Source organism: Variovorax gracilis, from assembly GCF_030317115.1.
In the GTDB taxonomy this organism is placed as follows: domain Bacteria; phylum Pseudomonadota; class Gammaproteobacteria; order Burkholderiales; family Burkholderiaceae_C; genus Variovorax; species Variovorax gracilis.
On sequence record NZ_JASZYF010000011.1, the window covers coordinates 1 to 12,956 of the forward strand.

General features: G+C 68.8%; 15 protein-coding genes. 4 read left to right on the plus strand and 11 right to left on the minus strand.

Translation table 11 applies throughout. The features are described 5' to 3' along the window. From QTH97_RS20665 to QTH97_RS20715, 11 genes are all read right to left on the minus strand, one after another. A partial coding sequence (locus QTH97_RS20665) for an acetyl-coenzyme A synthetase N-terminal domain-containing protein (RefSeq protein WP_286570536.1) occupies positions 1–176 on the minus strand: 176 nt, incomplete at its 3' end. A 45-nt stretch (positions 177–221) separates the two neighbouring features. Continuing rightward, on the minus strand, positions 222–1,130 hold the full coding sequence (locus QTH97_RS20670) for an acyltransferase domain-containing protein (protein WP_286570332.1): 909 nt from the start codon (positions 1,128–1,130) through the stop codon (positions 222–224). Next, complete coding sequence (locus QTH97_RS20675) at positions 1,127–1,990, minus strand: triphosphoribosyl-dephospho-CoA synthase (protein WP_286570333.1); 864 nt, start codon at positions 1,988–1,990, stop codon at positions 1,127–1,129. Before QTH97_RS20675 ends, QTH97_RS20670 begins: the two co-directional genes overlap by 4 nt. Beyond that, on the minus strand, positions 1,987–2,661 hold the full coding sequence (gene mdcG / locus QTH97_RS20680) for a malonate decarboxylase holo-[acyl-carrier-protein] synthase (protein ID WP_286570334.1): 675 nt from the start codon (positions 2,659–2,661) through the stop codon (positions 1,987–1,989). The genes QTH97_RS20675 and mdcG overlap by 4 nt, the downstream gene beginning before the upstream one ends. Continuing rightward, entirely contained in the window at positions 2,658–3,359 is a 702-nt protein-coding gene (locus QTH97_RS20685) for a biotin-independent malonate decarboxylase subunit gamma (RefSeq protein ID WP_286570335.1), read from the minus strand. Before QTH97_RS20685 ends, mdcG begins: the two co-directional genes overlap by 4 nt. A gap of 14 nt (positions 3,360–3,373) precedes the next feature. Continuing rightward, positions 3,374–4,252: a biotin-independent malonate decarboxylase subunit beta gene (locus tag QTH97_RS20690; protein ID WP_286570336.1), complete on the minus strand. Its 879-nt coding sequence runs from the start codon at positions 4,250–4,252 to the stop codon at positions 3,374–3,376. Next, the gene (mdcC, locus tag QTH97_RS20695; protein ID WP_286570337.1) at positions 4,249–4,593 is read right to left on the minus strand and encodes a malonate decarboxylase acyl carrier protein; all 345 of its coding nucleotides are present in this window, start codon (positions 4,591–4,593) and stop codon (positions 4,249–4,251) included. Before mdcC ends, QTH97_RS20690 begins: the two co-directional genes overlap by 4 nt. A 14-nt stretch (positions 4,594–4,607) precedes the next feature. Continuing rightward, positions 4,608–6,290 (minus strand): malonate decarboxylase subunit alpha, encoded by a 1,683-nt coding sequence (mdcA, locus tag QTH97_RS20700; RefSeq protein WP_286570338.1) that lies wholly within the window; start codon positions 6,288–6,290, stop codon positions 4,608–4,610. An 11-nt stretch (positions 6,291–6,301) separates the two neighbouring features. Further along, complete coding sequence (gene madM, locus QTH97_RS20705) at positions 6,302–7,066, minus strand: malonate transporter subunit MadM (protein ID WP_286570339.1); 765 nt, start codon at positions 7,064–7,066, stop codon at positions 6,302–6,304. Positions 7,067–7,071: 5 nt separating this feature from the next. Beyond that, positions 7,072–7,488, minus strand: coding sequence for a malonate transporter subunit MadL (gene madL, locus QTH97_RS20710; protein ID WP_286570340.1), 417 nt, complete (start codon positions 7,486–7,488; stop codon positions 7,072–7,074). Between the two features lie 183 nt (positions 7,489–7,671). Then, positions 7,672–8,586, minus strand: coding sequence for a LysR family transcriptional regulator (locus QTH97_RS20715; RefSeq protein WP_286570341.1), 915 nt, complete (start codon positions 8,584–8,586; stop codon positions 7,672–7,674). A 242-nt stretch (positions 8,587–8,828) separates the two neighbouring features. Here QTH97_RS20715 and QTH97_RS20720 point away from each other — a divergent pair, with 242 nt between their 5' ends. The 4 genes from QTH97_RS20720 to QTH97_RS20735 are packed head-to-tail and all read left to right on the plus strand — an operon-like array spanning position 8,829 to position 12,948. Further along, positions 8,829–10,313: a DUF4331 domain-containing protein gene (locus tag QTH97_RS20720; RefSeq protein WP_286570342.1), complete on the plus strand. Its 1,485-nt coding sequence runs from the start codon at positions 8,829–8,831 to the stop codon at positions 10,311–10,313. Between the two features lie 10 nt (positions 10,314–10,323). Then, positions 10,324–10,587, plus strand: a complete 264-nt coding sequence (locus QTH97_RS20725) for a hypothetical protein (protein ID WP_286570343.1) — start codon at positions 10,324–10,326, stop codon at positions 10,585–10,587. Then, positions 10,587–11,786, plus strand: a complete 1,200-nt coding sequence (locus QTH97_RS20730; RefSeq protein ID WP_286570344.1) for a tetratricopeptide repeat protein — start codon at positions 10,587–10,589, stop codon at positions 11,784–11,786. Before QTH97_RS20725 ends, QTH97_RS20730 begins: the two co-directional genes overlap by 1 nt. A gap of 1 nt (position 11,787) precedes the next feature. After that, the gene (locus QTH97_RS20735) at positions 11,788–12,948 is read left to right on the plus strand and encodes a HupE/UreJ family protein (RefSeq protein WP_286570345.1); all 1,161 of its coding nucleotides are present in this window, start codon (positions 11,788–11,790) and stop codon (positions 12,946–12,948) included. The last annotated feature ends 8 nt before the right edge of the window (positions 12,949–12,956 follow it).

Sequence of the window (12,956 nt, forward strand, 5' to 3'; positions counted from 1 at the left end):
GACTTCGTGAAGGGGGTCTTCCAGCTCACGAACTCGCGGGCCAGCCGCGCCCAGTAGGCGCCAGGATCGGCCTCGGCCTCGGCCACCAGCGCCTGATAGGCCGCCATGCCGTTGACGTGGGCGCCCTGCACTTCGGCTTCGGGCACAGGGCGGGTGATGGCTTCGACGTTGCTCATGGTCTGGGTCCTTGGTTTCGGTTCAAGAAAGGGTGATGGGGAAATTCAGTCGTCCGAATGCGTTCGCAGCCAGCTTGCGATGGCGGTGGCGCTCCGGAAGTCGTCACAGGCGCGTGCCGGGATGGCCGGGTAGCGCTGGTTCCACATGCGCGTGAGCGCCTGGCCGGGTCCGATTTCAAGTACGCAACGCACCTGGCGCGCGGCGATGTTCTCCATGCACTCGTCCCAGCGCACCGTCTGCGCGATCTGGGCCGCGAGTGCGGCCCGGGCGGCGCCGGCATCGCGAACGCGGTCGCCTGCGTTGCTGAACAGCGGGATGCGAGGCGACTGAAAGGGCAGGTCGGCGAGCGCTTGCGCGAAGCGTTCGGCAGCCTCGCGCATCCATGGCGTGTGGGATGCGACGTTGACCTTCAGGCGAGTGCATTGCCCGCCCTCCCCTTCGGCGATCCGTTGCGCCTGCTCCAGCGCCTCCGTCGGGCCGCCCAGCACCACGCTCTCGATGCCGTTTCGGATGGCGACAGCCAGGCCGGTGTCGGCGCGCAATTGCGCCAGCGCGGATTCGGCGAGGCCGTTGATGGCGAGCAGGCCGCCTGGCATCTGCGCAGCGCTCTTGTCCATGGCAGCGGCGCGCGGTGGCGCCAGCGCTGTCGCGGTCGCGGTGTCGAAAACGCCTGCCGTGCTGAACGCCGCGAGTTCGCCGACGCTGTAGCCGGCCACCGCAGCAGGCGGCGGAACCATCGGCGCGAGCTGGCCCCATGCCGCCAGCGCGAGCCCCGTCAGCAACGTCTGTGCATTGGCGTTGTTGGCCGCCCAGGCCGGGTCTTCGAGGCTGCGCCGCCAATCGTGCACGCCGAGCCGTTCGCGCATCCCGGCCACGTGCTCGTCCTCGGCCAGCCAGGGCAACATGGCAGCGTGCTGGGTGCCCTGGCCGGAAAAGATCAATGCGAAGCTCATGGAAGTGCACAGATGCGCGTCACACAGCAGGCCGCAGCGAGCGTGTCCGCCGCGCCGCCAGGCGACAGTCGCCGGGCAACGAAGTCATCGGCCATCGCCCGGGCCCGTGCGATGGCGCCCACACTCGCAGCGCCGCCGTCGTCGATGAACCGCCGTGCCGCGGCCTGCGCGTGGCGCAATCCGGCCAGTCCGCCGCGATGCACCAGATTGCTGTCGTCGAGGACGGCCATCACGTGGAACAAGGTGTCGAGCCGCGCGAGCTGCGGCGACAGGCCCTTTGCAAGCCCCCTCGCCAAGACCGGCACGGCGACCTCGAACAGCACCGGAAAACCCGATGCCGCTTCTTCCGACGCGCCGCGCAAGCCGAGCCGCCGCGTGGCGATCCCGCCGGGCAGTGTCGGCGCCCGCAGGCTGCGTGCAGTCAACGCAGCGCCCCAATGCGTGCGCAATGCGTCGCGCAGTTGCGCCGGTTGCAACGTGCCATCGCCTTCGCGCACCACGGCGCCGGCAGCCGCACACAGCAGGCCGAGCATGAAGATCGCGCCGCGATGGGTGTTGACGCCCCGGGTCGCGGCCAGCATGCGCGCCTCGGCGGCGATGCCGCAGCGCTCCAGTTCGCCGAACTCCACGCCCGCATGGCCCGCCTCCGCAATGCGCACGAAGTAGCTGCGCAGCGCGAACAGGCTTCGCATGAAGGTGTGTGCGTCCATGTCGTCGTGACTGCCGTTGTCGGCCGGAGTCACGAGGCCGGGCTTGGGTGCCAGCGCCAATTCGTCGTGCAACGCAAGCGTCGCGGCGCGGCCGATCGCCGCCGGCGTGAGCGGCGCTTCAAGCCCGACTGGGAAGATGGCCGCGTTCATGCTGCAAGCGCCGCGACGTCATGCCACAACATCGCGCCGGTCAGCCGCTTGACCATCACGGCGCGCGTGCGAGCGGCGCGCCATCCAGACCACTCGCGCCACGCGACTGCGCTGCCGTCGGGGAACATGAGCTCCCCGTCCAGGCGGGGCTGCTCCACCGCATGGCCGCGCAGTCGATGCGCGACCTCATCCGCATGTGCGGCGTCTTCCACCTGTACCCATACATCCAGGTCGGAACCCGGCCGAACGTGATCGAGTCCGCTGAGCACTTGCCAGCCGTAGCTGCCGTACACACGCGCACTTGCGCCGCAAGCCGCAAGTCCGGCCTGCAGTTCGCAAGCGGCGGCTCGCGCGGGCTCCGGCAGCAACGGCAGCACCTCGCCCAGTCCAGGGAACTCGGCAAAGCCCAGCAGAGAACAACGCGGGACGTGCACCGCAATGCGGCGCCGCTCCCAGCGAGTCGGCGCGGGCAAGCCAAGGGCGATGAGGTCGCCGGCACCGGGCGATTGCCGCGTCACGACCAGCGGCAATGCGTGGGCCGCCCAGTGCGCCAGGCAGTCGCGCGCTGGCGCATCCCAAGGCCGCGCCAGGACGGTGGCCCAGCTTTCGCGGGTGAGGCGGACGAGCCGATGCCTGCGCAGCGCTTCCACGGTGCCGGACCTTGCTGTCATGCCGCCGCCAGCACGCGCTGCACCACGGATGCGGCGAGCTTGCGCCCGCCACGCTGCGCACCGTCCCTCGCGCGCGTGTCCTCGACGGGGGTGTTCGCCAGTGCATCGCGCAGCGCGGCGGCCAGGTCGCCCTCCCACAATTCGCGAACGCCGCCCATCGCCACGTAGTTGCCCACTCCCGGCGCAAACACGGGATTCGATTGCGACAAGGCCGTGAGAACTTCCTCCGACAGCTTGGTCACCCGCGCCATCGCCGGAATGCGCATCACGCGGATCTCGGCTTCGGGCAAGGCGTAGCAGCCGTCGGCGATCAGCCCCGAGGTGATGAAGCCACCCGACAAGGCCTGGTCGTACACCAGCCCGATCACCGGATGGCCGCGCCGCCGTGCCAGGTCGATCGACATGCCCAGGTGCGCCATCGCGCGATTGATGCCCAGGGTTTCGTCACGCCGGCGCAACTGCTGGCCCTGCGTGTCGATCAGCAGCAGGATGGGCCGGCCCGGATGCTGCGCGATCGTGTCGAGGATCACGCGGGCCTGCGCCAGCGCCAGTGCGACGCCGATCGGTGCGTGATGGGTGGTGCCGACGACGGTGAGGGGCCGGCCTTCGAACATCACGTCGCCTTGCAGGAAATCGCCTGCTGCGCGCATGCCGTGATAGGACCCGAAGAGCCGCGTGACGAGTTGGTTCCAGTTCATGTTCATTCGCCTTGTCATGCCGTGCGCAATGCGCGCACCGCGTCCACATCCAGCTCGGGCACGCGCTCGGCCTTCTTGATGCCGAGTTCGCGCCACAGCCACGTCGCCGCATCGGCGCCGTCCGTCTCCAGCGGAAGCAGGTGGAGGCGCGTCTCGAGCAGCGCGTGCTCGGCCTCCAGCGTTTCGAGGGTCACCGGCCGCGACTGCCGGATCGCGGCGATCGCGGCCGCGCGAAACGCCTGCACGTCGTCGTCGACGAGCGCGTCGCAATCCCCGGTCAGCCAGCGGTGCTTGCCGCCGCTGGTGCGCCACACCAGGGCCCGATCACGGGAGTCGTATTCCTCCACGCCATGCGAGGCCTCGATGACTTCCGGCCCCGACATCGCGAGCCGCCCGACATCGCTCATCACGATGAAGTCGGCGCAGCGCGCAACGATGCCCATGCCGCCGAAGCAGCCGTTCGCGCCACCGATGAGCACCACCACCGGGATGCCGGCGGCGCGCACGTCGAGCACGGCGCGCATCACTTCCGACACGGCGATCAATCCGGCGTTGGCTTCGTGCAGGCGCACGCCGCCGGACTCCGCCAGCAGCACCACGGCCTCGGGCTTGTCGCGCAAGGCGCGCTGGAGCAGGCCGACCAGCTTGGCGCCATGCACCTCGCCGACGCCGCCGCCCATGAAGGCGCCTTCCTGCGCGGCGACGAACACCTCGTGCCCGTCGAGCTTCGCCCGGCCGATGGCCACGCCGTCGTCGAAGGCCGAGGGCACGCCCAACTGCGCCAGGTGCGGGCTCGTCAGCCGCTCGGCGGGCGGAATCCATTCATGAAAGCTGCCCGCGTCGAGCAGCAGGGCAAGGCGCTCGCGCGCGGAGCATTCGGCGAAGCTGATCATGCGGAGGCTCCTTCGGGCTGTTGGGGCAGTTCGGCCACGGCCTGGTCCAGGCGCAGGCTCACCACGGCGGGCGTGGCGCCCATGTCGTTGATCGAGACGCGCACGCCGCCGATCGGATGGCGCGCGAAGAAGTCGTCCGCCACCGCCTGCCAGATCGGCCCGAAGCCGCGCGCGGAGGTCTCGACGCGCACCGCGCAGTCATCGTCGGCGGTGGCTTCGAGCATCACTTCGAGATTGCCCGAGCCCACCACGCCTACGAGCACCGGTGCGAAGGTGCCGAGACGCCGGCCACCTGAAAACGAGAAGTCCAGGGTTTCGATCCCCACGGGAATGTCGCTCATGTTGGTTTGCCTCTTTACCAGTTGCGGAAGCGCTTGGGCGGCTGGTAGAGCCCGCCGGATGCGCGCACGAGGTCGCGCATGCTGCGCGCGGCGAGCAGGTTGCGCGTGGCGTCGCGCGGGTCGATGCCGAGGTCCTGCGGCCGGCGGATCACGCCGCGGTCGCGCAGGTTCTCCACCGCGCGCTTGTCGCGCCCGAGCCCGACGGCCGTGTAGCCGGCCACGCCGCGGATCGCCTGCTCGCGCTCGGCGTCGCTGCGGCACAGCAGCAAGTTGGCGATGCCCTCCTCGGTGAGGATGTGCGTCACGTCGTCGCCGTAGATCATGATCGGCGGCAGCTCCATGCCCGCCTGCTCCTGCAGCGTCCACGCATCGAGCCTGTCGACGAAGGCCGGCTGCATGTGCTCGCGGAAGGTCTCGACCATCTGCACCACCAGCTTCTGTCCTCGCGGCGTGCCGGCTGCGCCGCTGCGTCCGGCGCGTGCCTCGCGGCCGGCCTTGAGCCAAGCGGGACTGGAGTGGCGCCGGCCCCGCGCGTCGGCCCCCATGTTGGGCGCCCCGCCGAAGCCGGCGATGCGGCCCAGCGTCGCGGTGGAGCTGTTGCCGTCGAGGTCCATCTGCAAGGTCGATCCGATGAACAGGTCGCAGGCATAGTGGCCTGCGGCCTGGCAGAAGGCCCGGTTGCTGCGCAGGCTGCCATCGGGGCCGGTGAAGAACACGTCGGAGCGTGCACGGATGTAATCCTCCATGCCCAGCTCGGAGCCGAAGGAGTGCACCGACTCGACCCAACCCGCCTCGATGGCCGGGATCAGCGCCGGGTGCGGATTCAGTGCCCAGTGCTTCGCGATCTTGCCCTTGAGGCCCAGCGATTCGCCGTAGGTCGGCAGCAGCAGCTCGATGGCCGCCGTGTCGAAGCCGATGCCGTGGTTCAGGCGCTGCACGCCGTACTCGCCGTAGATGCCCTTGATCGCCATCATGGCCATCAGCACCTGGATCTCGCTGATCTGCGCAGGGTCGCGCGTGAACAGTGGCTCGATGAAGTTCGGGCGCGGCGCCTTCACCACGTAGCTGACCCAGTCGGCCGGGATGTCGATGCGCGGCAGCGTGGTCGTGCTGCCGTCGACCAGCTCGTTGACCTGCGCGATGACGATGCCGCCCGAGAACGCCGTCGCCTCCACGATGGCCGGCGTGTCCTCGGTGTTGGGGCCGGTGTAGAGGTTGCCCTCCGCATCCGCCGCCTGCGCCGCCACCAGCGCCACCTTGGGCGTGAGATCGACGAAATAGCGTGCGAACAGTTCGAGGTAGGTGTGGATCGCACCGATCTCGATGCGCCCTGCCGACACCAGCTTGGCCAGGCGCGCGCCCTGCGGCCCCGAGAAGCTGAAGTCGAGACGCGAGGCGATGCCGTTCTCGAAGATGTCCAGGTGCTCGGGCAGCGCCAGCACCGACTGCACCATGTGCAGGCCATGCACGCGCTGCGGGTCGAGCCCCACCAGTGCCTTTGCCAGGAAGTCGGCCTGCTTCTGGTTGTTGCCTTCGAGGCAGACGCGGTCGCCGGGCTCGAGCACGGCTTCGAGCAAGGTGGCAATGGCCTCGGTGGCCACCACCTTGCCCGCGCGCTTCGCGCCGAGCGCTTGCGACACCCTTGCCAGCCGCGCCGAGCGGTTGGCGGTCTTGGAGTTCCAGTTCATGCGGTCCATGGTTCGTGTCCTCAATGCACCATGGCCTTGACGGCAAAGAACAGCAGCGACGGCCCGAGCAGGCAACCGAGGCCGGTATGGAAAGTCGCGACCAGTGCGCCGTAGGGCACCAGCTTGCGATCGGTGGCGGCGAGGCCCGCGGACACGCCGCTCACCGTGCCGGCCAGGCCGCCGAACACCATCGCCGAGCGCGGCGTCTTCAGGGCCAGGAACTTCGCCGCGATCGGCGTGCCGACCATCACGATGATGGCCTTCACCAGCCCGGTGGCGATGCTCAGCGCCATCACGTCGGGGCTGGCACCGATGGCCGCGCCCGTGACGGGGCCGACGATGTAGGTCACCGCACCGGCGCCGATGGTCGTCATGCTCACCGCATCGGAGTAGCCGAAGCTCCAGGCCATGGCAGCGCCGACGATGAAGGGCAGCACCGTGCCCAGCACCAGCGCAACGACGCCGATCAACCCCGCCTTGCGTGCCTCGGTCGCCTGCACCTCGAAGGCGGTGGCGACGATCGCAAAGTCGCGCAGCATCGCGCCGCCCATCAGGCCGATGCCGCCGAACAGCGACATGTCGGCCAGGCCCTTGTGGCCGCCGGTCTGCGTGCCGCCCCAGTAGGCCAGCCCCAGGCCGATGACGATGGCAATCGCCGATCCATGGACGCGGCCGAAAGTCAGCCGGCGCGAGATCTGCCCCGAGACAAGGACGATGAAGCCGACGATGGCGAAGGCAGTGACGAGGCCGTTGTAGGCGGCGGCTTTTTCAAGGATTTCGAGCATGGTGTTCACTCCGCTTCGGCGAGCAAGGGGTTGTCGTGCAGCATCGGTGCGGGCGCCGGCTCGTGCTCCGGGCGCTCGGTGCGGTTGATCACCGAGATGACCACGGCGCAGACGGCGACGGCTCCGATCGCCGAGAGCAGAGCGACGGGGCCGCCGCGAAGGGCCGATACCATGTCCTGCTGTGCGGCCATGGCGACGACGACCGGGATGTACATCGCGCCCCAGTACTCGACGCCGAGTTCGGTGAGCTTGGGCAGCATGTTCTTCTTCTGCATGTAGATGCGGGCGAAGATCAGCAGCAGCATCGCGATGCCGACGCCGCCGACGTTGGTCTTGACGCCCAGTGCCTGCCCGAGCAGGTCGCCGATGAAGATGCCGAGCAGATGGCAGATGGCCAGCAGCGCGGTGCCGTAGATGATCATGGGTGGGTCTCCTGGGTTCGTGCCGGGCGACTGCGCGGCTCGGAGGAACGAACGACGCCGTTCCCTGGAGACGAAAGGTATCGGGGGCTCCCGATGCGATCAATTAACCACCCGCGCGCCAAAACGCGCGGAGTGAAATGATCGAGGGTTAACCCTGAACGACCGAAACGGGCCCGCGAGCGGTCAAGCCAGCTCTGCGCGCGCCATCCGGCACACCGCCAGCAGTGCCAGAAGGTTCGGGTCGCGCTCGCGCGTGCGCAGGAAGCTGACGCCGATCTTCTGGCGCATGAGATAGCGCTTCTGCAGCGGAATCAACTGCACGCGCTGCGGCATCACGCCGCGCACGCGGCCCGGAAGCAGCGTGTACCCGATGCCGCCGCTCACGAGGTTCATCAGCGAGAAGATGTCGCCGGTTTCCATGACCACGTTGGGCGTGAAGCCGGCGATGCGAAACGAGTCCTGGAAGCCGGTGTAGGTCACGAAGCCTTCGCCCAGGCTCACGAAGCGTTCGTTGGCGCAGGCGCCCAGGTCGACCTCCTGCATCTCGCCGTACGGCGAGCCCGTCGGTGCGGCAAAGAAGATGTCGTCCTCGAACAGCAATTCCGATTCGACATCGGCCGCGCCTTCGGGCCGGCCGAGCAGCGCCGCGTCGATCACGCCGTCGCGCAGCCGCTGGAGCAGGTCGGCATTGGAGCCGAGCACCAGTTCCACGTGCAGCTCTGGCTTGCGCACCTTCATTCCCATGACGATCGTCGGCACGGTGTGGCTGGTCAGCGAATAGAGCGATCCGATGCGGATGCGGTCCGCCGAATAGCCGGCCACTTCGCGCGTCGCGCGGATGCCGTCGGACATGGTGCGCAGGACCTCGCGCGCCGTTTCGGCCAGCGTGCGTGCGGCGTCGGTGGGATGTAGGTTGCGTCCCTCGTGGCGGAACAGCGCGCATCGCATGCCGTTCTCCAGCGAGTGCAGCGCGCGGTGCACGCTCACCGTGCTGATGTCGAGCCGCTCCGCGGCCCGCGCGAGATTGCCGGTCTCCATGAAGGCCAGGAGGATCTCGAGCTTGCGAAAGGTGATGTCCTCGTCGATGCGGATGAGCATGGCGGATCGTCGCTGAAGCGTTCATCGTAGTGCCAATTTCCGGCGAAGCGGCTATGGCGTCCCATGCTGCCCTCTGCGCGCGGCGCCGGCACGTCCTCGGCCGAGGAGCGCCAGAAGGGTGCTGGCATTGCACTTATTTACACATCCAACGGCGCAGCCGCTGCGTACAAGGCTCGGGTACTCATAGAAGCACCCGGTGGCTCACGCCATCTCCAGCCAGACAACCTGTTGAGGTGATGCCCATGAGACTCTCGAACCCATCCATGCAGTTCGGCGTGCTTGCCACCTGTGCAATCGCCGCCGCCGGCGCACTGGCATCCAGTCACCGCGAGGCCCCTTCGATCACGGGGATGCCGAAGGTCGATGCCACCGACTTCTACATGTTCCGCAGCTACGAGGCCGGCCGCGAGGGCTTCGTGACGCTGATCGCCAACTACCAGCCCGACCAGAGCCCGTACGGCGGGCCGAATTACTTCACGATGGATCCGAATGCGCTCTACGAGATCCATCTCGACACCGACGGCGATGCGGTGGAGAACATCACCTTCCGCTTCAAGTTCACCCACACGCTGCGCGACATCCAACTGCCCATTGCCGACAAGAAGGTGTCCATTCCACTGGTGCAGGCCGGCGCCATCTCGGCGCCGAACCAGCCGACCAGCAACCTGCGCGAGACCTACACGCTGGACATCGTGCGCGGCGATCGCCGCACGGGCCGGGTCGAGCCGGTCTCGATGGCCGGCGGCGGCATGGTGTTCGACAAGCCCACGGACAACATCGGCGACAAGACGTTCGGCGGCCCGACCGGCTATGCGAGCTATGCGAACCAGCACCTCCATGCGGTCAACATCCCCGGCTGCAGCACGCCCGGCCGCGTGTTCGTCGGCCAGCGCAAGGACCCGTTCACCGTCGCGCTGGGCCAGGTGTTCGACCTGATCAATCTCAATCCGCTCGGCTCGACGAGCGCCAACCCGGACGCGCTCGCCGGCAGGAACGTGACCACGATGGCGCTGGAGGTTCCGATCTCCTGCGTCACCACAGCGGCCAGCCCCATCGTCGGCGGATGGACCACCGCCAGCGTGCGCCAAGGCCGGCTCATCGCCAGCCCGCCGAAGAGCGGCCATGGCACGACGGCGCTGAACGGCGGGCCGTGGGCACAGGTCTCGCGACTGGGCATGCCGCTGGTCAACGAGGTCGTGATCGGTCTGAAGGACAAGGACAGGTTCAACAGCTCCAAGCCGAAGGACGATGGCCAGTTCGCCGACTACGTCACCAATCCGACCCTGCCGGCCCTGATTCAGATCCTGTTCCCGAGTGCCGCGGCGCCAACCAACTTCCCGCGCAGCGACCTGGTCGCTGCCTTCCTCACCGGCGTGGAGGGCGTCAACAAGCCTGCCAACGTCAAGCCGTCGGAAATGCTGCGGCTCAACACCTCCGTGATGCCGACGCCCAAGGCCCGGCAGAGCAATCTGGGTGTGCTGGCTGGTGACACCGCGGGCTTCCCCAATGGCCGGCGGCCCGGCGACGACGTGGTGGACGCCGAGCTGCGCGTGGCGATGGGTGCGCTGTGCGTGGCGACCGGTGCGCTCGACACCTTGAAGGTCGGCTGCAAGCCGGGCGACGCGCCCGCGGGCGCTGCGGCGTTGACCGATGGCGCGCTGCAGAGCCCGGCGCAGTTCCCGGATGCGTTCCCCTACCTGAACACGCCCCTTCCGGGCTCGCAGTAAGGAGCACGACATGAAGCGCATGATCATTCGAGTCGGCCTTCCGCTGGTTGCGGCGCTCGTCGTCGTCGCCTGCGGTGGTGGTGGTGGAGGCGGCGGCTACTTTCCGCCCATCGGCGGCGGCACGACGCCCACCGACACCGACACCCTCGATGCGTTCCTCGCCTATGTGAAGTCGCTCGTCGCGACCGCGCTGGACACGGCGGAGCCTGCCGACGTGACGGCTTTCGATCCGTCGACGACCACGGAGACCCGGGAACCCTTCGCGACGCAGTGATGCGCACGCTACTAGGCCCGAGGGCTGGCCTTGCGCGATGCGGCCTGCTGGCTGCACTGCTGTGCGCAGCCGGCGCGCCGCTCGGCGCCGCACCGCGCGTGCCGGCCAGCGACGACACGATCGTCGAGACGCTGCCCGCCATCGCCGGCTGGTCGCGCGAGGAGCGCCGACTGCGGCAGGCGCTTGCACAACGTCCGCGCGATGAAGCCACTGCGCTTGCTGCCGCCCAGGCCTACCTGGAATTGGCGCGAACGCAGGGGGATGCGCGCTACGCCGGATACGCCCTGGGTGCGCTCCGGGCCTGGGACGCGACAGCGGCTGCGCAGACACCGCCCGCCTTGCTGGTGATGCGGGCGACGATCGCGCAATTCCTGCATGACTTCGACGGGGCCGAAGCCACCTTGAAATCGGCGCTGGCCCGGCAGCCCGGCAACGCGCAGGCCTGGATCACGCTGGCAACCATTCAACGCGTGCGGGGTCGCTATGCCGAGTCGGACACCGCATGCCGCGCGCTGGGCCGCGTCGGCCCCACGCTCTACGGCCTGGCCTGCCTGGCCGAGAACGCCGGGCTGCGCGGAGACCATGAGTCGGCACGCGAAACCCTGCGAGGCCTGCTCGCCGATCCTTCCCTGCGGGGCGCGCAGCAGGCGGGCACGCGCCAATGGCTGCTCACGAGCCTGGCTGAAATCGAGGAACTCGCGGGTCGCCCCGGCGCGGCCGAAGCCTTCTACAGACAGGCGCTGCAGGCCGAACGCTCGGGCTACCTCCTGCTTGCCTACAGCGACTTCCTGTTGCGCGAGAAACGACCCGCCGAGGTCGCTGCGCTGCTCGCGAAGGAGCCTCGCAGCGATGCTGTGCTGCTGCGGCTGGCGATCGCCGCGCGCCGGACAGACAGCGTGGGCAGCGCCCGCCAGGATCTCGACGAGTTGCAGGCCCGCTTCGACGCGGCGGCTCAGCGGCCGCGCAATGCCGAAGCGCATGCACGCGAAGGTGCCTTGTTCGCGCTCGACGTCGAGGGTGACGCCCGGCGGGCGCTCGACTTCGCCCGCGCCAACGTCCGCCTGCAGCGCGAGCCGATCGACCTGCTGCTGCTCGCACGCGCCGCCGCCGCGGCCGGTGACGAGGAAGCGCGCAGCGAACTCAAGGCACTGATGCAACGCACGGGGTTGCGCGATGCGCGGATCGACGCCGTCCTTTGACATGACGCCCGTGTCCACGCGGTGGATGCGCGGGATGGGCGCGTGCGTGATGGTCTTGCTGTTCGCACTGCTCGCGACCGGACCGCGCGCGGCACATGCGCACAAGGCCAGCGACGCCTACCTGCAGATGCGCATTGCCGGCGATGCGGTGGACCTGCGCTGGGACATCGCGTTGCGCGACCTCGATGTGGCGCTGGATCTCGACCGTAACGGCGACCGCCGACTGAGCTGGGGCGAGGTCAACGGCCGCATGGACGAGATCCGCGCCTATGCGCTCGCGCGCCTGCGGCTGCAGCATGGGCGCTGCGTCTTGGCGCAGGCCGCGCCGCCGGCGGTGGACGATCGCGTCGACGGTGCCTACCTCGTCTTCCGGTTCCAGGCCCGATGCGATGTCGCGACGTTGCTGTCGATCGACTACCAGTTGTTCCGCGAGATCGACCCCACCCACCGCGGGCTGCTGCGCGTCACGGCGCATGCCGGCAGCGATCCGCTGGTGCGCTCGCTCGACCCGTCCGGCGGCCCGGTCGCGATTGCAGCGGATGCGGCTCCGCCCAACGCGAGCCTGTTTCGCGATGGCGTCCATCACATCCTGATCGGCTACGACCACATCCTGTTCCTGATCTGCCTGCTGCTGCCCGCGGTGCTGCGCCGCCGGCCCGGCGGCTGGGAACCTGTGGTGACGTGGCGCGAGGCGGTGTTGCCGATGCTCGGCATCGTCACGATGTTCACCATCGCGCACTCCATCACGCTGGCGCTGGCTGCGCTGAACATCGTGAACATCTCGCCGCGCGTGATCGAGCCGGCCATCGCGATCACGATCGTCCTCGCCGCGGCCGACAACATCTACCCGCTGCTGCGCGGCCGGCGCAAGCTGTTCAGCTTCCTGTTCGGCCTCATCCATGGCTTCGGATTCGCCGGCGCGCTGGCCGAGATGGAGCTTCCGACGCGGGGCTTCGTCGTGGCGCTGCTGCAATTCAATCTCGGCGTCGAGGCGGGCCAGCTCGTCGTCGTGTTCGCGGCGCTCGGCGCCTTGCTGGCGATGCGCCACTGGCGTCGCTACGAGCCGGTGCTGTTGCACGGCGGATCGACCGCTGCGGTGCTGATCGCGGGGATCTGGTTCATGGAGCGGGTCTTCGACCTCAAGGTGCTGCCGTTTTCCTAGACCTTGAC